Source organism: Lysinibacillus sp. FSL K6-0232 (assembly GCF_038008325.1).
GTDB lineage: Bacteria > Bacillota > Bacilli > Bacillales_A > Planococcaceae > Lysinibacillus.
On the sequence record NZ_JBBOYW010000001.1, the window covers coordinates 113,888 to 136,551 of the forward strand.

General features: G+C 34.2%; 26 protein-coding genes. All 26 read left to right on the forward strand.

The annotated features are described in order from the left end of the window. The first annotated feature begins 206 nt into the window (after positions 1-206). Positions 207-479, forward strand: coding sequence for a PqqD family protein (locus MHB42_RS00565; protein ID WP_340803815.1), 273 nt, complete (start codon positions 207-209; stop codon positions 477-479). After that, positions 472-894 (forward strand): lasso peptide biosynthesis B2 protein, encoded by a 423-nt coding sequence (locus MHB42_RS00570; protein ID WP_340803817.1) that lies wholly within the window; start codon positions 472-474, stop codon positions 892-894. Before MHB42_RS00565 ends, MHB42_RS00570 begins: the two co-directional genes overlap by 8 nt. Next, on the forward strand, positions 891-2,624 hold the full coding sequence (locus MHB42_RS00575; RefSeq protein ID WP_340803818.1) for an asparagine synthase-related protein: 1,734 nt from the start codon (positions 891-893) through the stop codon (positions 2,622-2,624). Before MHB42_RS00570 ends, MHB42_RS00575 begins: the two co-directional genes overlap by 4 nt. Positions 2,625-2,693: 69 nt before the next feature. Continuing rightward, positions 2,694-2,933, forward strand: coding sequence for a hypothetical protein (locus tag MHB42_RS00580; protein WP_340803819.1), 240 nt, complete (start codon positions 2,694-2,696; stop codon positions 2,931-2,933). Positions 2,934-3,279: 346 nt separating this feature from the next. Then, a complete protein-coding gene (locus MHB42_RS00585) occupies positions 3,280-3,549 on the forward strand; it encodes a hypothetical protein (protein ID WP_340803820.1) in 270 nt (89 codons plus the stop codon). Between the two features lie 104 nt (positions 3,550-3,653). Continuing rightward, complete coding sequence (locus MHB42_RS20655; RefSeq protein ID WP_445299985.1) at positions 3,654-4,016, forward strand: MauE/DoxX family redox-associated membrane protein; 363 nt, start codon at positions 3,654-3,656, stop codon at positions 4,014-4,016. Continuing rightward, the gene (locus tag MHB42_RS00590) at positions 4,013-4,504 is read left to right on the forward strand and encodes a MauE/DoxX family redox-associated membrane protein (protein ID WP_340803821.1); all 492 of its coding nucleotides are present in this window, start codon (positions 4,013-4,015) and stop codon (positions 4,502-4,504) included. Before MHB42_RS20655 ends, MHB42_RS00590 begins: the two co-directional genes overlap by 4 nt. A 2-nt stretch (positions 4,505-4,506) precedes the next feature. After that, on the forward strand, positions 4,507-5,019 hold the full coding sequence (locus MHB42_RS00595) for a hypothetical protein (protein WP_340803822.1): 513 nt from the start codon (positions 4,507-4,509) through the stop codon (positions 5,017-5,019). After that, the gene (locus tag MHB42_RS00600) at positions 5,006-6,853 is read left to right on the forward strand and encodes an ABC transporter ATP-binding protein (protein ID WP_340803824.1); all 1,848 of its coding nucleotides are present in this window, start codon (positions 5,006-5,008) and stop codon (positions 6,851-6,853) included. The genes MHB42_RS00595 and MHB42_RS00600 overlap by 14 nt, the downstream gene beginning before the upstream one ends. Further along, on the forward strand, positions 6,831-7,631 hold the full coding sequence (locus MHB42_RS00605; protein WP_340803825.1) for an ABC transporter ATP-binding protein: 801 nt from the start codon (positions 6,831-6,833) through the stop codon (positions 7,629-7,631). The genes MHB42_RS00600 and MHB42_RS00605 overlap by 23 nt, the downstream gene beginning before the upstream one ends. Beyond that, the gene (locus MHB42_RS00610; protein ID WP_340803826.1) at positions 7,624-10,002 is read left to right on the forward strand and encodes an ABC transporter permease; all 2,379 of its coding nucleotides are present in this window, start codon (positions 7,624-7,626) and stop codon (positions 10,000-10,002) included. The genes MHB42_RS00605 and MHB42_RS00610 overlap by 8 nt, the downstream gene beginning before the upstream one ends. A gap of 53 nt (positions 10,003-10,055) precedes the next feature. Beyond that, positions 10,056-10,604: a hypothetical protein gene (locus MHB42_RS00615; protein WP_340803828.1), complete on the forward strand. Its 549-nt coding sequence runs from the start codon at positions 10,056-10,058 to the stop codon at positions 10,602-10,604. Between the two features lie 161 nt (positions 10,605-10,765). Beyond that, on the forward strand, positions 10,766-11,329 hold the full coding sequence (locus MHB42_RS00620; protein ID WP_340803829.1) for an accessory gene regulator B family protein: 564 nt from the start codon (positions 10,766-10,768) through the stop codon (positions 11,327-11,329). After that, positions 11,329-11,469: a cyclic lactone autoinducer peptide gene (locus tag MHB42_RS00625; RefSeq protein WP_340808499.1), complete on the forward strand. Its 141-nt coding sequence runs from the start codon at positions 11,329-11,331 to the stop codon at positions 11,467-11,469. Before MHB42_RS00620 ends, MHB42_RS00625 begins: the two co-directional genes overlap by 1 nt. Positions 11,470-11,718: 249 nt before the next feature. Next, positions 11,719-12,849 carry a sensor histidine kinase gene (locus MHB42_RS00630; protein WP_340803830.1) on the forward strand — a complete coding sequence of 377 codons (1,131 nt, stop codon included), beginning with the start codon at positions 11,719-11,721 and terminating at the stop codon, positions 12,847-12,849. Further along, entirely contained in the window at positions 12,846-13,553 is a 708-nt protein-coding gene (locus tag MHB42_RS00635) for a LytR/AlgR family response regulator transcription factor (RefSeq protein WP_340803831.1), read from the forward strand. Before MHB42_RS00630 ends, MHB42_RS00635 begins: the two co-directional genes overlap by 4 nt. A 115-nt stretch (positions 13,554-13,668) precedes the next feature. Next, a complete protein-coding gene (locus MHB42_RS00640; RefSeq protein WP_402896298.1) occupies positions 13,669-15,078 on the forward strand; it encodes an anthranilate synthase component I family protein in 1,410 nt (469 codons plus the stop codon). Then, positions 15,075-15,656: an aminodeoxychorismate/anthranilate synthase component II gene (pabA, locus tag MHB42_RS00645; RefSeq protein ID WP_340803832.1), complete on the forward strand. Its 582-nt coding sequence runs from the start codon at positions 15,075-15,077 to the stop codon at positions 15,654-15,656. Before MHB42_RS00640 ends, pabA begins: the two co-directional genes overlap by 4 nt. After that, positions 15,657-16,502 carry an aminodeoxychorismate lyase gene (gene pabC, locus MHB42_RS00650; protein WP_340803833.1) on the forward strand — a complete coding sequence of 282 codons (846 nt, stop codon included), beginning with the start codon at positions 15,657-15,659 and terminating at the stop codon, positions 16,500-16,502. Then, positions 16,495-17,349 (forward strand): dihydropteroate synthase, encoded by an 855-nt coding sequence (folP, locus tag MHB42_RS00655; protein ID WP_340803834.1) that lies wholly within the window; start codon positions 16,495-16,497, stop codon positions 17,347-17,349. The genes pabC and folP overlap by 8 nt, the downstream gene beginning before the upstream one ends. Beyond that, entirely contained in the window at positions 17,349-17,717 is a 369-nt protein-coding gene (gene folB, locus MHB42_RS00660; RefSeq protein ID WP_340803835.1) for a dihydroneopterin aldolase, read from the forward strand. The genes folP and folB overlap by 1 nt, the downstream gene beginning before the upstream one ends. Further along, complete coding sequence (gene folK / locus MHB42_RS00665) at positions 17,714-18,226, forward strand: 2-amino-4-hydroxy-6-hydroxymethyldihydropteridine diphosphokinase (RefSeq protein ID WP_340803836.1); 513 nt, start codon at positions 17,714-17,716, stop codon at positions 18,224-18,226. Before folB ends, folK begins: the two co-directional genes overlap by 4 nt. 51 nt (positions 18,227-18,277) lie before the next feature. Next, positions 18,278-19,306 (forward strand): tRNA dihydrouridine synthase DusB, encoded by a 1,029-nt coding sequence (gene dusB, locus MHB42_RS00670; RefSeq protein ID WP_340803837.1) that lies wholly within the window; start codon positions 18,278-18,280, stop codon positions 19,304-19,306. Between the two features lie 149 nt (positions 19,307-19,455). Beyond that, the gene (lysS, locus tag MHB42_RS00675; protein ID WP_340803839.1) at positions 19,456-20,961 is read left to right on the forward strand and encodes a lysine--tRNA ligase; all 1,506 of its coding nucleotides are present in this window, start codon (positions 19,456-19,458) and stop codon (positions 20,959-20,961) included. Between the two features lie 665 nt (positions 20,962-21,626). Next, complete coding sequence (locus MHB42_RS00680) at positions 21,627-22,181, forward strand: hypothetical protein (protein ID WP_340803840.1); 555 nt, start codon at positions 21,627-21,629, stop codon at positions 22,179-22,181. A gap of 23 nt (positions 22,182-22,204) precedes the next feature. Further along, a complete protein-coding gene (locus tag MHB42_RS00685; RefSeq protein ID WP_340803841.1) occupies positions 22,205-22,498 on the forward strand; it encodes a helix-turn-helix domain-containing protein in 294 nt (97 codons plus the stop codon). Positions 22,499-22,664 lie beyond the last annotated feature (166 nt).

Here is a 22,664-nt window from a genome sequence, read left to right on the forward strand (position 1 = left end):
GCGTCCACTCATTGTTAACTGACAATGAGTGAGTGCATTTTATATTTGGCCGTTCATGTAGTCATAAACGTAATTTATCGGGTAGAAAAAATACGGTTATGTAAAAAAAAGAATATGTTAAGAGTAAAGAAACTATTATCGCGTACAACTATGTATAGTAGTCATGAATAGTGTTAGAGATTGTTCATACAGCAAGGGAGGAGAAAATGGTAAAAGAGGTGCGTGTAAAAAAATCAAAGAATCTTATTTCCTATAAAGAAGAGGATGAATATCTAATTATTAATATTTATACGAATCAAATTTACGCACTCGATAAATTTAGTTCGTTTATTTGGGAAGAGCTAGACAAAACATCAGTGATTTCTGATATCGCTAGAGTAATAGCTAAGCGAACAAATGAGGATTCGCAAATTATTCAAAAAGATTTAGATGAATTTATAAATTCATTGTCAAAAGGAGGGTTAATTAAATTTGTATAATATTTTATATTTATACAAGGAATTAGTATCTTTAGATTTCCAAATTTGGAGAAAAGGCTTTGATAAAGTCCTTAGAAGCTATATAAGCAAATATACTATAAATGATTCTAAAGAAACTTTGACTGAGGAGAGAATTGAAGAGATTTTGGATTGGTTTAATCTTTTAGATCAAGTTTGCTGTTGGTATCCTAGGAAAGCAGATTGTATACATAAAACATTAATTGGTTATAAGATACTTCAATCTAAGTATGGTTTACCAGTAAACATGGTAATAGGAATAAAAAAATTCCCTTTAGAGGCACATGCTTGGATTCAATATCAAGGACAAAATCTATTTGAAGAAATGGAAAATCTTGATTTATTGAAAATAATTATAGATTCTAACTCATATATGAAGGAAGTTGAGCTTAGTTGAACTGGTATGTATTTGAATTCGGATATAATTCGGAATATAAAACAGATAATAATAGACATCTTAATGTCAATAGTAAATCAAAAGTAAATTATTTCAACACGTCTTCAGAGAACTTTGTTGTGAAAGCAGCATATGCTCAAAATACGACCTCATATGTGTTTTTTGAAAATAATGATGTATTAATAGTGGGGGATATTGTAATATACAATATTTTAAATCATGGTGTGTATGAAAATGTTGATTGGAATGAACAGGAATTGCTCACTAATTTAATTGCCCTTTATAACACTTTTGGTTCAGATTTTGTTAAGTGTTTAGATGGTGAATTTTCATTTGTTTTATTTGACAAAAAGAATTTTACAGTAATGGTTTGTAGAGATACCTTGGGGGTAAAACGGCTCTTTTATTTAAAAACCGATACAAAATTAGTAGTTGCGAGCGATATTTTTCTATTGAAAGGTTATTTAAATACACCTAGGTTGAATAGTATTTACTTTCAAGAATATCTAAATGCCAATGGAATTGTTGACTCATATTTAACGCCATATAAAGATATCTTGCGTTTACCGAGTGGGAATATGTTTATTTTTAAAGATAAGGAAATTAACTTGATAGAGTATGTGAATTATGATGAATTAACTTCTGACAAATGGATGATGAAGGAGAAATCTATTAATCAGGAAGAACTAATTGAAGAATTCGAAAATATTTTGAATAAAGCAATTTTGAGGAGATTACATAAAAGCGAGCGAAATACGGTGTTATTAAGTGGTGGCTTAGATTCATCTACTATTTTTAATGTGTCAAAACGATTGGGAGAAAAATACGGAGATATTGATTCGGTAAGCGTTGTTTTTGATGAATTAAAGGAATGTGATGAAAGTGTATATATCACAGAATTATTAGAACAATATAATTCTAAAGGTACTTTCCTAAATTATGATTCAGTATTGATGTATGAAGACCTCCGAAATAATATATTACATTTTGACGAACCACATGTCACTGCCCCTACATGTGAATTTACTTCTCGTTTAATAGAGTCATGTGTGAACAATAATACCAATAATATCCTAACAGGTTATGGTGGGGATCAACTTTTAACGAATTCACCATATTTATTAAGAGATTACGTTAGAGAAGGAAAAATAAAGAGTATGTTTAGTGATTTAACTAAATATTGTATGTATACAAATATATCTGCTTTTAAAGGATTACATGAGTACATCATTCAACCACCTCCGTTTAGTAGAATCACTAAAAATAAACGGAATCATGCTAGAAATTTATTGTATGAAATGTTAAATGCAAAAGCCAATCACTATATGGATAGGGCAATAGGTGGCTTTTATGGTGTGGATTTAAAACATCCTTTTTTAGATAGGGAGTTAATTTCTTTTATGATTAAAATCCCTAGTCATATTCTCTTTGATCCTTTCTATACGAAAAAGATCTTAAGAGACTCTCAGAAAAATAAATTACCTGACAGTATTAGACTGCGTATAAATAAAACATCACACGTTGCTCATACATTAAAGAGTATAAGAAAAAATTGGGATTCAATTTATTCGAATTTAAAGTCACCTTTAGTTGTTTCAAGATTAGGTCTTTGTTCAGAAGAGTTTTGGGAAGAAAATTTATATAAATGGAGAAATGGTTTGTTAATAGAAGTGACTTTTTTATTACTGTTATCCATTGAAGTATGGCTTATGCAAGAAAGTAGTGAATAAATATTAAGAAGGAGGCAGGTTAGTGTAGGTATATTGTGCTATTTTTAAGGGCTAAAGGGGGAAATAATCATGTTAATGACATATAGTAAACCAATGCTTATAGATAGTGGAAATAGTTCGGAAATTATTAAAGGTGAATGTGGCTGGGGTGGAGAATTGCCGTTTTTTGATGCTAGAGGTTCTAAAAAAGTTTCTCGTAGAGTGAGAAAATATGTTGCTCAGTCATGTCCAGGCCCTGGAGTAGTAACGGTATGCCATATTTGTAGATCTATAACTGTTTCATGTTCAACAGAAGAAAATGAATGCTAACCTATAAATAGGTTAATATCAAAACTAGTTTATTTCTATGTTAACTTATTACACAAAAGCTGTAACAGGAATGTATAGTCAAGAACAGGTTTGATGAAGAGTCAAGTATGATGAATTGTTAAGATTCTATAGCAGGAAATAAATATCAAAACTAAATTTGCCCTATAGAAATAGCACAATACTCCTATAAAATATGTTGAGAATCCATATTTTTCTAACTTATTATTATAATATGTTACTTATTTTCGTGATTGTATGTTTGAGTTGCCTTTTTTACAATTTGACTAGACTGAGAAACTACATTAATTTTCAACGAAGATTTATACAGATTGAGCAAATAGAAGTATTGGATATAGAAAAATTATATCTAATTTTGGATGAAAAAAACATTTTTGATAATTTATATGTTTTGAATGCTATTTATCGTAGAATTTCAAAAAAGAAAGAAGTTAATTTAATAAAAGTAGTATATAAAAACGATGACGAAATAAAAGTCGAACATTTGATGAAATTAAATCAACTACAAATTGGAGAAATTCCAGTATTACTATATATGGGAGAAAAATATTATTGGGAAGATATAATGAATTGTTCTTCAGAAGATAAGTTTCTTTGAAACAATATAACATTTTGTGTGTAGTTTGCTATAAAAGCCTTGTACATTAAAGGCTTTTAATGAGTTGAAAGAAAAGGAGTTGACTAAACATCATTATCGTTTATCTGATTGTAGCAATGATTTTTCTGAAAAACGGATTCAATAAAGTTTTTAAAATTTATCATTATTATGCGGCGATAAATGAGAAAATAAAAATAACGCCAACATTCGTAAGCATTTTAGTGAGTGTAGAAGTGACTGTAGGTATTTTCTTTTTAATTCAGTTTGTAAATGTATACATATGTATGACCGCCGTAATGTTGCAATTGTTCAGTCTGTTTTTACTGTTTAAACCTTCTAAAGAAAGAATGACACGTAACTGCGGTTGTTTTGAAAACATACCCATCAATATAAATATAAAAAATTTAGGATACAATTATACAAAATTCACATTAGTGTTCTTGATTTTTTTAGGAGAGATACTATGATTGATATTTTTTGTTATGGTGCTGCTTTAGTATTGATACTTTCAGGGTTTTCTAAATTAATCTCGCATTCAAATACAAAGCACTTTTTTTTGAAGTATATTGCTATTAATGATATTTCGATGACGTTTATGGCATTGTTATTCCCATTATTTGAAATCGTAATAGGTGTCGGTTTATTTATTTATGATCACCCTATACTTTATATTAGTGCCTTATCTTTAATCTTACTCTTTATCATTATTAATTCGTATGCGTTTATTAATAAGGCGGAAGAGGACTGTAAATGTTTCGGTAATTTAATTCCAACTAAGACAGGACTAGGTGGCTTAATACAAAGTGTATGCATGTTTCTCAGTATAGTGCCACTACTATATTTTGATAAAGGTAATATGAATATACTTGACTTTGGCAATGTATTTTATCTCGTACCTGTTCTTTTATGGTTCACCACTTTAATAATTATTAGAAGAAACGTAGAGGTGGTGTAACGATGAGCATGGAAATTTATTATGCTTTCATCATCATTTCTTGTGTATTAATGCTTAGTATTTTGTTTTCATTAAGAACTAGAAGAGTGCTAACTTTAGAAAAACGAGGGCCATTGGAAAAGTCCGTTTTCCCAATGATTTCATTGAAGACCAAACAATTTGAAACTGTTAAAGTTCAGGATATTGTGAATGAGGTTAATATGCAGACTTTAGTTTTTATTGATAGTCAGTGTTCTGCTTGCAAAGCAACATTATCAAAATTCCAATTTTTAATATCTGTTAAAAAAGAAGAGTATATTTTTATAGCAATGGATACGATAGAAAATCGAGATTACCTGAGCTATTTAGAAGATCAATATATTTACTTTATTGAAGAAGAAATTTTATCTAATCAATTAAAAATAGATACATTTCCAATGTATCTCGTTTTGAATACTGATCATTTTGTAGTAGAGAAAAAAGGAATTGCAAGTTTAGAAAATCTTTTGGATGTGAATGACTATGAATTTCAATGAATTAAAATTTCTTGAGAAAGACCGACCTGTTAGAGATTTTTTTTATTCCCAGTATTTTTATTTGAAAAATATTTGGAGAGAACAAAGGGGTATATTTCTTATTTTAATTCTTTTAAGCTTAACGACTTCCATTATGTTACCTTTAGAAATTTTGCTACAGAAAAGGTTGATAGATCAACTAACAGTGGTGCAGAAAGTCCCTAATGAATTAGGATATGTGTTAGTTCTACTTGTAGCAATAACGTTTTTTAGTCTATTTGGACAACTATCTGGAAAAATTCAAGGGTACCTCTTTCGAAAAATTTCTTTAAAAGTGAATTATTTATTTAAAGCAATGTTAAACAAAAAAGTAACTAGCGTTTCATTAGAAAACTTTGAGTCTGGTTTTTTTTACAATCAAGTGAATTTGGCAGGTAAAGCGTTGGAAGGAAATGGACTAGGTACTACATATTCTTTTCTACAGATCATTACAAGTGTATTTTCGCTATTTTCAATTTTTATGATTCTATCGGCTATTCATTGGACATTACCTTTAACTGTGTTTTTATCAACAATTCCAGGGGTTGTTATTGTTTTTTTTAGCAAATTTAAAAACTATAAAGTTGAAAAAAATGTTGCATTTAAAGAAAGAGAGTTTTCTTATACAGAATCTCTTTTTTTTGACAAAAACTATTTAAAGGAAATTAAAATGTATAGTTTGAGTGATTATTTGTTAGGGAAATGGAAAAACCTTTATTTTTATACGATGAACAAAAGAATTGAAGTGGCAAAGTGGGAACTGAAAAATAGTGCAGTGATGATACTACTTGTGGGGGTTATCAATACAGGTGTATCTGTATTCTTTGTTTATCAACTAGTAGAGAACGCTTTAACAATAGGGAGTTATGTGGCGTTAACTGCGGCAATAATTACTTTGCAGGGCATTTTTGGTCAAATTGGTGCACATTTAGCTTCTATATTTGAAGCAGCTATTTATAATAATGCTTTAATCAACTTATTAAAAATAGAATATTTTGATGATGAAAAGAGAGAAGAAATTAAGTCTATTGAAGCAATTGATATTAAAAATGGAACTTTCAACTACCCTTATTCTGATATTTCAATTTTTTCGAAATTAAACTTTTCAATACGAAGAGGAGAAAAAATTTCGATTGTAGGTGGTAATGGTTCAGGGAAAACAACACTCGCTCATTGTTTAGTAGGCTTGTTTAATTTGACGGAAGGAAAGATTTTAGTAAATGGAGAAAATATGAATGACATTGATAAATCTAGTTTTTATAAACAAGTTGCTGTAGTTTTTCAAACATTCCCTAAATATATGTATTCATTAAGAGAAAATATTGGGTTTGGCAATGTTGATGACATGGATAATGAACAGAAAATATGGGATGTAATAAGACAGGTAGGATTGGGAGAAAAATTTTCAGTCCATAATGTTGACTTAGATACTTATTTATCTAAAGAAATGGATGGCGGAATTGATTTGTCTGGGGGGGAATGGCAAAAAATAGCTTTAGGACGAGCGTTAATGAAGGATGTTAGCTTAATTTTGTTGGATGAACCTACAGCGTCATTAGATCCTCATTCAGAATTAAAAATACTTGAATTATTCGATAGCATGACAGACGATAAAACAACGATTACGATTACACATAGAATCGGACCCACGAAATTATCGGATAAGATTATCGTAATGGATAAAGGGAAAATTGAAGAAATCGGTACTTTTGATGAATTGATAAATAATAAAGGATTATTTTATCGTATGCATCAAGCACAATACAAATGGTATGAGCAAAAGGAGTGTTTCCATGAAGCAGTTAAAACTACATGAGATACAAAATGAGAAGGAATCCCCATTAGTAGTCATGAAAAATGTATCAAAAGAATTTCAGTCGAAGGATTTTACAACACAAGCATTAGATAGCATCAATTGTGAAATTTATCAAAATGAAATCGTAGCCATCATGGGTACAAGTGGCTCAGGGAAAAGTACATTGCTTAATATTTTAGCTGCTTTAGATAAACCAACACATGGGGAATTAATTTTTCAAGGTGTACCGATGATTGAGCAATTTCAAGAGCCAACATCATCCGAATTTAGAAAGCGAAATATAGGATTTATATTTCAAAACTTCAACTTATTAGATGAATTAACGGTATCGGATAATGTGGCAATGCCGTTAATTTTACTAGATGAGGACTCTAAAAAAATTGCTCACAAGGTAAATGATGTGCTAGCAAAATTAGCAATCAATGATTTAGCTAGAAAGAAACCAACTGAATTATCTGGTGGGCAAAAGCAACGAGTGGCTATAGCGAGAGCCATTATTGCTAATCCGCAACTATTGTTGGCAGATGAGCCAACAGGGGCATTAGATGTGAATACGACAGATGATATTTTAACAACACTTGTCCAATTAAAAAATTTAACGAATCAAACCATTATATTAGTAACACATGATCCACATGTATCGACTTATGCTGATCGTGTACTATTTTTTCATAAAGGGAAATTAGTAGATAATTATATCAATCAAGCGAATAGTGATAATTTAACAATAATTTTTGATAAATTTAAAAATATACAGAGGAGCTATCTCAATGTATGATTTAAAAAATATTGCTTGGAAACTTTGTAAAGCGGCTAAAACACAAGTAATCATTGCCATACAGGTAGTAGCGCTCGCGGTTTGTTTAATTGCAACGATGTTAATTTATGTGGATAATGCACAAACGGAGATGGAAGAAAATATTCACAGTATGTATGGGGATGTAGATATTTCAGCAGGTTATGATTTTTCAACCTATTTTGATACGGGTCAGTGGATTACAACAGATATTTTTAATACAATTGAAAATTTAGAAGAAGTTGAGCAAGTAGAACCAATCTTATTGCAATTTACATCTGTCGATCAGCTTGAAGGTGTTTATACATTAGGTGTGACAAGTGGGACGTTAACAAAAGGGTTTTACCATTTAAACGACACACCGAAAGATAATGAGGTCGTAATTACATATTCTTTATCAGAAACGTTAAATAAATTTGCTAAAGATTCAATAGTGATAAATGATAAGTCATTTGTGATAAAAGAAGTGCTCGCTCCGAATACTTATGGAGAAGATGCACCTATTCTTTATATGGACATGGCTCTATTAAAAAGTGTAAGTCATGCACCAACAGAAATAGAAGGCTTGTTTGTTATGCTTAAAACAAAGGATGTGGAGCAAACAGCCACTGTATTGAACCAACTTTTCAAAAATATTCGTGTTGAAATAACGAATGAAATGGACTGGGTACAAGCAAATTTGATTACCTTGCTCGTGTTTATACTTATGTTAGTAATAAGTATTATCGTAGTTAGTGGACTATTATTGAAGTCTACTTTTTCATTATTATTTAGCCGTTTGCAAGCTCAGTTTTTCGTGTTAAGAACGATGGGCGCAACGACAAAGCAACTAAAAAAGATTGTCAACACTCAATCGACGATTATTTTACTAATGGGTGTAGGGATAGGCGCAATGGGGAGTCTTTTGTTGCTAAAATTCATTGTCCCGTCTTTTGTTGAGATGATTGGCCTACCGCAAGCCGACTTTAGCATTCCTGTTGTTTATTTTTTAGCAATTTTACTTGCAATTTATTTCTTACTTTATATGTTTGTGTTTGTTAAAGTAGCGAAAGTAGCGAAAGCAACACCTATAGTGATGAAAAGAAATGATGAGCTTAAATCGTATCGATGGGTAAAATGGAAGAGCGTGCTTACTTTTATAGTAGGTGTAATCTCATTACTCATTTTTTTACAAGGTATTGCAAAGCCTAGTACACTGGAGTCGGTTATTTTAATCTTTATTGGAAGTGTACTAATCATTGGTTTATTATTCTTTTTATTCCCATATGTGATAGTGTATACGTTGAATAAAGGATCCTCTTGGATTCATCATTATTTAGGAAATAAAGCACACTATATAAAAATACAGTTCATGCCTAATTTAAGAAGCTATATTCCTGTTGTTTTTATATTGGCAATTTTGATTATGATTATTGTATTTAATGGTACGTTTTTGAAATCTCTTGTAAAAGGTCAAGAACTAATAATTGAAGAAACATATCCATATGAAGTAGCAATTACGAATCCTTATTTTGAGAATATCTTTTATGAGGATATAGCGTTATTGAAAAAAAATGTTTCAATAGAAAAAATACAATTAAGTAGTAAGGGTAGTTCTTTTATAGCTTCTAACTTTAATCTGAATTATGATGCGAAAGATTTTGGTGGAGAGAATAGAGTTGAAATTACAGAAGATGCAGCGGATAAATATGACTTAAAAATAGGAGATGTTTTAGAAGGCTATTTCTTTGACGAAAATTCGAATGAACAAACAATTTATTTAACAATTACTGGAATTATTCCGGTGGAAGACAAATATACACACCTTTATGTTGACTGGAGTTCTCCTTTGATTAAAGATGTTATTCCTATTGATAAAATCCATTTAACTTTAGCTCCTGACGCAACATTAGACGATCTGCAGTATGCGATTCGCGATTGGCCAACATTAAAAATTGTGGAACGAGCTGTTCTTTTAGAGCAAGCCTCGGAATGGTTTTATCAACGATGGGCAATGTTTATCGTCGTTTTGGCTGCTTTAGTTGTAGCGAGCTGTATAGGTTTAGTGCAAACGATAATTCATATTATTATTAAAAGGAAAGAACAATATCAGATACAACGTTTAATCGGGCTTTCACCAAAGGAATTAAAACAGCTTATTTGGTTTGAAGTTCTCTTTATTGTCACGATTGGCGTATTGCTTGGCGTAACATTTGGTATGCTCTTAACAAATTTAATTATGCAAATAGACTCAGGCGGGTCAATAGAATGGGATTTCCTGTTTATATTTAGTTCAAGTATAGGAATATGGATGAGTATTTTAGTATGTTGTCGTCTATATATTGCTCGATTTGTAAAGCGGAGTGTTATTTAGATATGGCCGTGTCAGAGAGCAGAACGATGTATATCTTGGTACATTCGCATTACATGCTTATTCAAGAGCTTTTAAAAAACATGTTCGCTATGTATAGACCATCTTGGATAATTGATGGCATTCACTTGCCAAGTGAACTTGCCATAAAAATAAATGCGAATAAAGAAAAATATGATGTTATGTTAATTGACACATCGTATAAGCATTTTGTTCACTATATACCGTATTTGAAAATTTTTGAAACAATGAAGTGTCAAATTATTTTTATGACAGATGAAAATATTAGAGAGCTTTATTGGTACACAAGTACTATTTCAAATTGTAAGGTCATAAATAAAGATATGACGATAAAACAATTAGTTCATATCATTGAAGGAAACTTAATAGAAGTAGTTAACACAAAACGAGTCGGAGCATTGAGTATGTTGGATTTGAATGTGCTCAAGGAATTGGCAAAGGGGCATTCCATTGACTATCTCTGCAGCTCACAAAAATTCACAAATATAGAGGTAGAGCAAGCCATTCAGCATATTAATGCGTATTTTGGAACAACTTATTATTTAGAAGCAGTGTATAAGGCATATATAGAAAAACTTATTTAAGAGAACGTTAAGTGGTATTTTACGCTTACGTTCTTTTTTTGAACGTTTATGTAAGGAGGGAAATAAAAAATAAGCGTTTATCTATATAAATATTCTTTTTAAGGAATTTTTAACTATTTTGTTGTTTTGTGTCTTATACTGATTATCAAGGAGGTAATGACGTGGAGTTTACGGCAAAAGAGAAAATGTTGGTAGATTATTTCGAACATAGAAGATCGTTAACACAGTTAGATAAAATTAAATTAGTGTATGGATTTCGTATTGTTACAAGCGAGTTAAAAAAATTTTTGGTTATTTATAGTATAGCTATTGTGTTTGGTTTGTTTTGGGAAATGTTATTGGTGCAAATTGGTTTTTTACTCGTACGCCAAGTAGCGTATGGAGCACATTGTCCATCATTTAGAACATGTCTTGTTGTTAGTAGTATCTTATTTCCGTTTATCACATGGCTAGCTATAGCATTACCCATTACTTCATTCGCTGTTTGGGGAGCATTTTTGTTAGGGGCTGTTATTTTATTGTTAATTGGTCCAGTGAGTTCTAAAAAAACAAAAGTACGAGGAGAAGCTCATCGAACATTCTTGTTTAAAAAATTATATAGAAGACTTATTTTGTTGGGCATACTGCTCCTTATTTTCCCGACATCTATAAGCGTATTTTTTGTAGCAGGCGCTTTGAAGGCGGTTTTTTTAGTGATTATTGCAAAATTAGGAGGATATCATTGATGAAATTTATTATTGACAAAGTGATTGAAAGCTTGTGTAACTTACTTATTAAATTAGCTGACTTTGGCTCTGTTTATATGTGTTGGAATTTTTCAGGCGAGGAAGAGCTACCACAAGAATTAAAGTCAAATAAATTTTGAAGAAATACCATAATTAATATATAATGGAATTTAATTATATATTAATTAAGAGGGTTATGTAATTTTATGTGGAACATACAATCTTTAATTTTGTCCATTTGTCAGTGTTCGGTGTTCAGCTTTTTACCATTGTATTTTAGTAAGTTAAAGATAACCAAACAATTGTTTTTTAAAACTTTCTTGTTTATTGTAGTACCAGCAAATGTGTTATTTTCTTTTATAGGTATTTATGCTATAGGATATATCATATTGACCACAAGTTTCCTTGTTTATCAACAAACAAAGCAAGGGTGGAACATCATACATGTGCTGTTTACGATAGTTTTAGCTGTTCTGGCAGATCATATTTCTTCGCTTATCGTGTATCATTTTGCGAATGGCATGGAGGCTATCACCAATTCTCCATTAGTACAACTCGTGGTTTCTATGAGTATCTTATTTATTTTGGTTCTTATTTACAAAAGGTTATTTCGTTATTTTGCAGGACGATATATGTTTGAGCAATACATTATACCTGCCATGATTCCTTTGTTGCTTATGACGATTGTCTTTATGTATACCGATATTTTGTTGATGGATGGTCTATCATTCATCAAAAGTGTCCAACATAATTTATTCTTTTTTGCGATTTATTTAGTGCTCTTTATCATCATTGTTAGTTTCTTTGTTTACATAGCCATTAAGAACATACATATTAAACAAAAGGAAATGGAATTAGAAGAATTTAAGTCATATGTGGCATCACTTGAGGAAATTAATGATGATATGCGTAAATTTAAACATGATTATATGAATATTTTAACATCAATGCGTCATTTTATAGATTCTAAAAATTACTCGGAACTAGAAACCTATTTTTACCGACATATTTTACAAACTGAAAAGAATGAGCAAGCACATGAAACAGCTTTCTCAATGCTTAATGGTTTACATATAGCCAGTTTAAAAGGACTATTAACAACAAAGCTTATTCAAGCGCAGACATTTCATGTACCAATGCACGTTGAGATTGTTGAAGATATTGACAGCATCGGATTGGACGAGATTCAATTAAATTGTATGTGTGGCATATTATTGGATAATGCACTCGAAGCTAGTAAGAATTCTATAGAGCCTTGGATTCGCTTAGCCTTTATTAGAATGGATAATGCCCTGTTAATTGTATGCATGAATACATTTTTACCTAATCCGAGTAATGAACTAAAAGTACATGAGGTTTTTAAAGAAGGCTTCTCGACAAAAGGGACAGGACGAGGCTTAGGTTTATCTATTTTACGCCAAATGGTGGATGCTTCGCCAAAACTTCGATTGAATACAAAAATTAATGGCAATTTATTTATACAAGAGTTGTTTATTGATGAGGTGAAGGTGCAAATATGAAAGTAATTATTTGTGAGGATAATGTTGTTCAATTAGAGTATATCAAGAAAACAATTGAAAACTATGCCTTGGTGGAAGGGAATGGTATTGAGGTTGTACTCGCAACTACAAATCCTAACGAGGTTATTGCGTATGAAAAAGCAGATTGTTATTTTTTAGATATCGATTTAAAGCATGAAATGACAGGGCTGATGTTAGGTGATATCATTCGAAAACGTGATCCATTGTGTAATATTATATTTGTCACAACTCATGCCGAAATGACCTATTTAACGTTTATGTATAAAATTGCTGCATTGGATTTTATTATTAAGGACCATACAGAAACGTTACAGCAAAAAATATTAGCAACATTAAAGATCGCACATGAAAAGTATCTTCAAATTGGTCAACAGCAAACACCTTCACAGATTCAAATTAGAGCAAACGGTTACACCAGAAATATTGCTATTCAAGATATTTACTTTTTTGAGGCATCCCCAAAATTACATAAAATTATTTTACATTTAGAAAATGAACATATTGAATTTTATGGTCGCTTAAAGGATTTTAAGGAGGCGCATACATCGATGTATCAATGTCATAAGGCTTTTATTGTGAATCGCCAAAATGTTGAATTTGTTGATCATAAAGAACGAGTGGTATATTTCAAAAATGGTGAAACTTGCTTTGCTTCTGCTCGACTTATAAAAGGTTTAAAATAAATAGACATCCACTGTTTTCGCTGTGGATGTCTATTTTTTGATAAAAATATTCACTTCCATAGGCTATTCACGTTAAGATGGAATCACATCATATGATTCAAAGGGGAAAAGGAACTTGAGTACATTATTGACGAAAACAATAACAATGGATGCGGAATCATTTTTTTATAGTTATCAGCAACAAACGAAGAATGAGCAACGACATATATTTTTAGAAAGCGGCCGTGGTGGACATTTGACGATCGCTGCTTGGAATCCATTAGCTACTGCACAATCAATGGAAGAAGGGCTTTGTGTTAAATGGAGAGATGGCAAAAGTGAGGTTTTAGCAGGTGAGCCCCTTGCATTATTAGAGCAGCTTGTGGCAGAATATCAAATTTCTTATCATGCAGAGCTTCCTGTTTTTCAGGGAGGAGCCATTGGATTTGTTTCCTATGACTATGCTCGCAAAATCGAGCGACTTCCAAATACTGCAAAGGATGATTTACAAGTACCAGATATTTATTTTTATTTATTTGATTGCTGGGCAGTACATGATGTGAAATCCAATACTGTCACGCTGATGAAGCTAGACGGTTGCCATGTTGACCTAGAGGAGTGGGCGAATAGCTGGCAGGCTGCTGCACAAGCAGGGCTCACTACACGTAAATTTGAAAAAACAAATGCTGTTGAAGTGGTGAACGATGAAAATGAGCTACATGTTTCATTTGTAGGAACTGATTTTGAAGAGGCTGTCACAAAAATTCAAGAGTACATTGCACAGGGGGATGTATTCCAAGTAAATTTATCTGTTCGTCAATCAAAGCAATTACAAGCAACAGCAATGGATGTCTACGAGGCATTACGAGCCTTTAACCCATCACCATATATGGCTTATATTGAAGCGCCTGATTTTGCGGTTGTTTCTGGATCGCCAGAGTTATTGGTCAAGCGTCATGGCAATGAGCTATCAACAAGACCAATCGCAGGTACTCGACCAAGAGGGAAATTTGAAGCGGAAGATTTAGCCTTGGCACAAGAATTAATTGATAATGACAAAGAGCGTGCTGAGCATGTGATGCTGGTAGATTTAGAGCGCAATGATTTAGGACGAGTATCAACCTATGGAACTGTCGAGGTGGATGAGTTTATGGTCATTGAGCGTTATTCACATGTTATGCATATTGTTTCAAATGTACGAGGGGAAATAGCAGAAGGGAAAACAAATGCAGATGTGATTCGTGCAATGTTTCCAGGTGGCACAATTACAGGTGCACCAAAGATACGCACAATGGAAATTATTGAAGAACTGGAGCCTGTAAGACGTGGCTTATATACAGGTTCAATTGGCTGGCTGGGCTTTACAGGAGATATGGAGTTTAATATTGTGATTCGTACAGCGTTTATTAAGGATGGGGTAGCACATATTCAAGCTGGCGCGGGAATTGTCATTGATTCTATTCCAGCAAGAGAGTATCAGGAATCCTTAAATAAGGCGAAGGCAATGTGGCAGGCAAAGGCAATGGCGGAGGAGCGAGCAAAATGATTTTAATGATTGATAACTATGATTCATTTATTTATAACATTGTACAATATCTGGGCGAATTTGGTCATGAAATCGTTGTGAAACGCAATGATACAGTAACACTAGAAGAAATTGAGAAGCTGGCACCAGATATGATTGTGATTTCTCCGGGACCATGCAGTCCAAATGAGGCGGGCGAAAGTCTGAACATTATTAAATATTTCGCAGGAAATATTCCGATTTTAGGCGTTTGTCTTGGTCATCAAGCACTTGCGCAGGTGTTTGGTGGCAATGTCATCCGTGCGGAGCATCTAATGCATGGCAAGACATCTCCTGTACTACATGCTGAAGTAGGTTTGCATAAGGGAATGCCAAATCCATTTCAAGCAACTCGCTACCATTCGCTTATTGTAGAAAAGGAAACATTGCCGGCATGTCTTGAAGTGACAGCATGGACAGAACAGGGTGAAATTATGGGGCTACGTCATAAGGAATACCCAATAGAGGGTGTACAATATCATCCAGAGTCTATTATGACAGAGCAAGGTAAAAAGCTACTACGTCAATTTATAGACTTATATGTAGGGGAAGTGAAATAAATGCAATGCTGGATGAATGGTAATTATATGGCTGCACAGGATTTACGAATTTCTCCCTTTGACCATGGGTTTTTATATGGGTTAGGTTTTTTTGAAACGTTTCGCACATATGGTGGTCAGGTATTTGACTGGGAAGCGCATATGACAAGACTTCAAGAGGCGTTATCGCAATATCGCATTCATTTACCATATACAGAGCAGGCTTTATTGGACGTTGTACAGCAATTAAATCAACAGGCGGATGGTCAGGATGGCTACTTCCGTCTAAATGTATCGGCTGGAGAACATGCTATTGGATTACAGCCAATAGCCTATCAACAGCCAAATGTCATTATTTTTCGTAAAGAATTACAAAACCCACCTCGTGGCACTGAAAAGACGGCTCAGTGGCTAACAACACCACGTAATACACCCGAGCAAGCATTACGGTTTAAATCACATCATTATGGAAATAACGTACTTGGGCGTTTTGAAGTCCCATCACTTGCTCAGCATGAGGGCTTTTTTGTAACGCAAGAAGGTTATATAGCAGAAGGTGTAACATCAAATATATTTTGGGTGAAAAATGATATACTATATACGCCTTCCTTGAAGACAGGCATTTTACCGGGTATTATTCGAGCGTGGGTTATACAAAAAGCTAAAATGTTAGGTCTTGAAGTGAGAGAAGGCTTCTTTCCGAAGCAAGATATAAGGCAAAGTACAGAATGCTTTATTACGAATTCTATACAAGAGCTTGTGCCTATTAGTAGCTTAGAACAACAGCAATTTCTAGGCAATAAAGGGCTTGTTTATTCATGTTTACATGAGGCATTTGTAAAAGAAGTGGAGTGTTTACATGCTTGAAAAATATACAACACCATTAACAATTAATGGTATTACATTAGATTACACAAAAGAAACATTTGTGATGGGAATTTTAAATGTTACACCAGACTCGTTCTCAGATGGAGGAAAGTACAACAGTGTAGAAGCGGCGGTTACCCAAGCAAAAAAAATGGTGGCTGAGGGGGCTAAAGTTATTGATGTCGGTGGTGAATCTACACGCCCAGGCTACGAACGAATTTCAGATGAGGATGAAATTGCACGCGTTGAGCCTGTTATTCAAGCATTAGTGAAGGAAGTACCTGCGATTATTTCCATTGATACGTATAAGGCGAATGTGGCACGTGCTGCTATTAAAGCGGGAGCACATATAATTAATGATATTTGGGGAGCAAAGGCTGAGCCTGAAATTGCTCAGGTCGCTGCTGATTTACAAGTTCCGATTATTTTAATGCATAATCGTGACAATATGGAGTATGGAACTGATTTTTGGGCAACAGCGAAGGCTGATTTAGAAAAAAGTATTGCGATTGCACATCAGGCAGGCGTCCCTGATGCACATATTATTTTAGACCCTGGTATTGGCTTTGCTAAAAATACCATACACAATATAACGATGATGCAGCACTTAGCTGATTTAGCAGCAATGGGCTATCCAGTGTTATTAGCAACATCACGTAAATCCATGATTGGCAATGTTTTAAACTTACCTGTTGAAGAGCGTCTTGAAGGCACTACTGCAACAGTGGTTTATGGAATTGATAAGGGCTGTCATATGATACGAGTTCATGATGTCAAGGAAATGGCACGAGCAGCACATATGGCTGACATATTAGTAGGGAAACGTTTGTTTAAGGAGGAAGCGTGATGGATTATATTCATTTAAAGGATATGCAATTTTATGGCTATCATGGTGTATTAGCAGCAGAAACCACTCTTGGTCAGCGTTTTCGAGCTAATGTTTCATTGGCAGTAGACATGACAAAGGCTGGTGAAACAGATGATCTCAATTATACGGTAAATTATGCAGAGGTTTATGCGTTATGCCGAGATATTGTAGAGGGTGAACCTTTCAAGCTAATTGAGGCTCTTGCAGTAAAAGTAGCCAATACGATACTTACAACCTATACTGACAAAGTAAAGGGTGTACGAGTAGAGCTTATTAAGCCAGACCCGCCAATACATGGTTACTATAAAGAGGTGTCCGTTGAGGTAACGAGAGGTGAATTCTCATGAAGGATGTTTATTTATCGATTGGCACAAATATGGGGGATAGGTACGATAACCTCCAACAAGCGATAGCACTTTTAAAACAAGAAAAAGCTATAGAGCTTGTGCGTATTTCTTCGGTTTATGAAACGGCTGCTGTTGGTTATACAGACCAAGCGGATTTTTTAAATATTGCTGTCCATTTAAAAACAAATAAATCCTCTGCTGAAATGCTCCAGCTATGTCAGTCTATTGAGCAAGAGCTAGGACGTGTACGGGAGTTTCGCTGGGGGCCACGAATCATTGACCTTGACATTTTGCTTTACAATCACGAGAATATTGAAACTGAGAGCTTAATTGTTCCACATCCAAGAATGTATGAGCGAGCATTTGTTTTAGTGCCACTAGTCGAAATCACGCCGACACCACTTGGCAAACAGCTCCAACAGGCGCATCATGAGTTACAGCAACTGGATTGTGAGCGTGAAGGTGTGGCTTTGTGGAAGGATTGCAATAAGCCTCTAACAGTAAATTAAGTTATAAGCGTGCAAATAGATAGAGTGATCCTATAGAGGAGGAAATCAACGTTGAGTCAAACAACTGAGAAGCCGTTTCAAATTGGCGATATTGTGATGGACAACCGTGTAGTATTAGCGCCAATGGCTGGCATTTGTAACTCTGCTTTCCGTTTAACGGTAAAAGAGTTTGGAGCAGGGCTTGTATATGCTGAAATGATAAGTGACAAGGGTATTGTTCAAAAAAATGAAAAAACACTAGGTATGCTGTATATTGATGAGCGTGAAAATCCTTTATCACTACAAATTTTTGGTGGGGATAAAGAAACATTAGTAGAAGCGGCAAAGTATGTAGACGAAAATACAACCGCTAATATTATTGATATTAATATGGGATGCCCTGTTAATAAAATTATTAAATGTGAAGCAGGTGCGCGCCTGCTGCTTGATCCAAATAAAGTTTATGAAATGGTAGCGGCTGTTGTGGACGCTGTTAAAAAGCCTGTTAGTGTCAAAATGCGCATTGGCTGGGATGACGAGCATATTTTTGCTATTGAGAATGCCCAAGCTGTTGAACGTGCGGGTGCATCAGCAGTAGCTGTCCATGGTCGTACACGTGTACAAATGTATGAAGGCAAAGCAAATTGGGATATTATTCGTCAGGTTAAGGAAAATGTAAATATCCCAGTGCTCGGCAATGGTGATGTAGAAACACCACAGGATGCTAAACGCATGCTTGATACAACTGGTGTAGATGCGGTTATGATTGGTCGTGCTGCATTAGGTAATCCATGGATGATTTATCGTACGGTGCAATATTTAGCAACAGGAGAGCTAAAAGAAGAACCGAGCGTACGTGAAAAAATTGACGTGTGTTTATTGCATTTTGAACGCCTTATCCAACTAAAGGGAGAGGGCATCGCAGTACGTGAAATGCGCAAACATGCATCGTGGTATTTAAAAGGGATTCGCGGTAATGGTAAAGCACGTAAAGCGATTAACCAAACAGAAACGGCGGTAGAGCTTCGTGCCCTATTAAATGGACTTGTGCAGGACTATGAAGAGCTTGACTTGCCAGAAGCAACGCAATTAATTATATAATGTATCTAGTTGGCGTCCTAAGATGGGCGCTTTTTCGTTGTAGGGTAGTAGTTTTTAGAATTATTAATTATTTTAACTTAGGTTGAAACTAATGATTACAGCTTTAAAATTGTGTACAATAGAAATATTATGGACGTAACTGTTAAGGAGTGAAACAAGTGTCAAACATAGAAGAATTAAATGATCAGCTTTTGGTAAGACGTCAAAAAATGATGAATATATTAGAAAACGGACAAGACCCATTCGGTAGCCGTTTTGAACGCACACATTTATCAACAGAGGTGCTTGAGCAATTTGCTGATCAAACAAAAGAACAGCTAGAAGAAAATCTTCAAGAGGTTACTATTGCAGGTCGCATTATGACAAAGCGTGGTAAAGGAAAAGCAGGCTTTGCACATATTCAAGATTTAGGCGGTCAAATTCAAATTTACGTACGTCAAGACCATGTTGGCGAGCAAGCATATGAATTATTTAAACAAGCTGATTTAGGAGATATTGTAGGGGTACGTGGCAATGTATTCCGTACGCAAGTTGGGGAGCTTTCGGTAAAGGCTGAAGAATTCACTTTCCTTACAAAAGCGCTTCGTCCTATGCCAGAGAAATTCCATGGATTACAGGATGTTGAACAACGCTATCGTCAGCGCTACTTAGATTTAATGACAAATGAAGATAGCAAAAAAACATTTATTGCACGTTCTAAAATTATTCGCGCTATTCGTAACTATTTAGATAACGCTGGCTATTTAGAAGTAGAAACACCAATGCTTCATACAATTGCTGGTGGTGCTGCGGCTCGCCCGTTTATCACACATCATAATGCACTTGATATGGAGCTTTATATGCGTATTGCCATTGAACTGCATTTAAAACGTTTAATTGTGGGCGGCTTAGAAAAAGTATATGAAATCGGTCGTGTTTTCCGTAACGAAGGGATATCAACACGTCACAATCCTGAATTTACAATGATTGAGCTATATGAAGCTTATGCTGATTACCAAGATATTATGTCATTAACAGAAAACCTTATTGCATATGTTGCCCAAGAAGTTCTTGGTACAACTGTTGTTCAATATGGAGAAGATGAAATCAACCTTACTGTAGGCTGGAAACGTGTGCATATGGTAGACGCTGTTAAGGAAGCAACGGGTGTAGACTTCTGGCAGCCAATGACAAAAGAACAAGCTCAAGCACTTGCGAAGGAGCATGGTGTAGAGATTAAAGATGTTCATGAAGTAGGCCACATTATTAATGAATTCTTTGAACAAAAGGTTGAAGAAACACTTGTACAGCCTACGTTTGTCTATGGCCACCCAGTAGAAATCTCGCCTCTTGCAAAGAAAAACCCAGAGGACGAGCGTTTTACAGATCGTTTTGAGCTATTTATCGTACGTCGTGAGCACGCTAATGCCTTTACAGAATTAAATGACCCAATCGACCAACGTCAACGCTTTGAAGCACAACTAGCAGAAAAAGAAGCTGGTAATGATGAAGCGCATGAAATGGATAATGATTTCATTGAGGCGTTGGAGTACGGGATGCCGCCAACAGGTGGTTTAGGTATTGGAATTGACCGTTTAATCATGCTATTAACAAACTCACCATCAATTCGTGATGTACTATTATTCCCAACAATGCGTCACATTACAAAACAATAAGTACAAGCTAAAGTATTTGTATCAACAGAATAAAGTACTGCTTGAGACAACAAAGCCTTATCAAAAATAGAACAAAGAACTGCTCCCATATCAGAGGAGAGCGAGAAGAACAGGAGAATCCCCCGCGGATTCTCCTGTTTTTGCGTGAAGAGGGCGAGAGAAGGCGAGAAGAATGTGAAACGACTATTAATAAGGAAAGGACCCGAGAAAAGCGTGAGAAGGGCGCTGGCGGCGTCAGAGAAGGTGCGTGGAGAGATGATGGAATGCACCTGTGGTGCTTGCTTGGTGAGGGCGGGGAGATTGCGGGAGAAAGGCAAGGGAAAAGCAGCACTTTATTCTAACGAGAATTAAGTTCTGCTTTTAGGTTGGAAAATATTTGGAAAAATCGCTGGTTTTGCGACACGACTTTGTTCTAACTCACAACGGTGCAATGCGGGTTCATAGCGGGCGAAAAAGCAGAACTTTATTGTTGCTGAACATAGTTAGAAATTTATTTTTTTGGAGTTTTGATAGGTGATGGCGGGAGTTAGAATAAAGTACTTACATAATTAGAAATAAGTTCGGCTAAGGGGTTAAGTAGGTAAATGCATTTTAAACTAATGGAGCTTGTAGATGTTAGAATGTAAAATTAGGATGAATACATAATTACATAAAGGGAGAATAAAATGGTTCAGTTATATTCATTTCCAAATAATATAGAAGTACAAGTTTTACCGGAACCACATGAATTGGCGATGACAATTTTTTTAGAAAATCTTCAAATGGAATATCCATTAGTTTATTTGGTTTTTTTACAGGGGAAGATGATTTTAAGTAATTTTACATACGAAGAACTTAGAAGTTTACCTTTAAACAAAGATGATGTACCAGTTGTTATTGATTGGGATGGTAAGATATATAATTTTAATTTGATAAAAAAACTTAAGACTTCTCCTCCATTTACGCCTATTTTTGAAATCCGAATAGATGATAGAATAATGCATGGAAATGTAAAAAGAGGGGTAAAATATTTTAGGTTATTCTTTTTCCCAGATGAAGACCAAGGATTAGCGACGAAAATTTGTCTTTATGATTTCTTAGAGAAAGATGCTACGGATTTAGATGATTTTAATCGAGCAAATAAAGGGAATACGGAGACTACAATGAAAATTAACAATGGCATAATTGTTCAAAAACGTTTCCGTGGAAAAAGGGAATTATTTGATGTATACTTACGATAATTAGGAGAAGGGAAGTGTATTAAATGAATATTTTAAATGCTTCAGACCAAGCATTCCTTCAAAACAATCCTGAAATGGCTAAATTCTTTTTGTCGAAAGAAAATGTGGTAGCCACTAAGTTAGTTGCTGAAAGACTTAAAGTGTCTAAATCAATTGAGGAAGTAGCAACTGAGTTAAACATCGCTGCTGAAACGATTATACAGATTGAAAATGGTAATTTTAATGACCGAAATGCATTCAAAAAGCTAGTTGATTTTTATCAAGTGACATCGGATGAGATAGATTTTTTTCTTGAGAAAGAATTACATGCAGTTTAAATATACTTGAGGGAACGTGTTCGATAGCGTTCCCTCTTTTTTGTTTTTAAATATTAATTGTAATGATTAGGTCGGATAAGACGAGGATATTGTTGATTTCATTTTGACTCTAATTTGTGATGTAAAATGGCAAAGATAGATGGTTTTGTCGTGTAAAAGGCGCAGC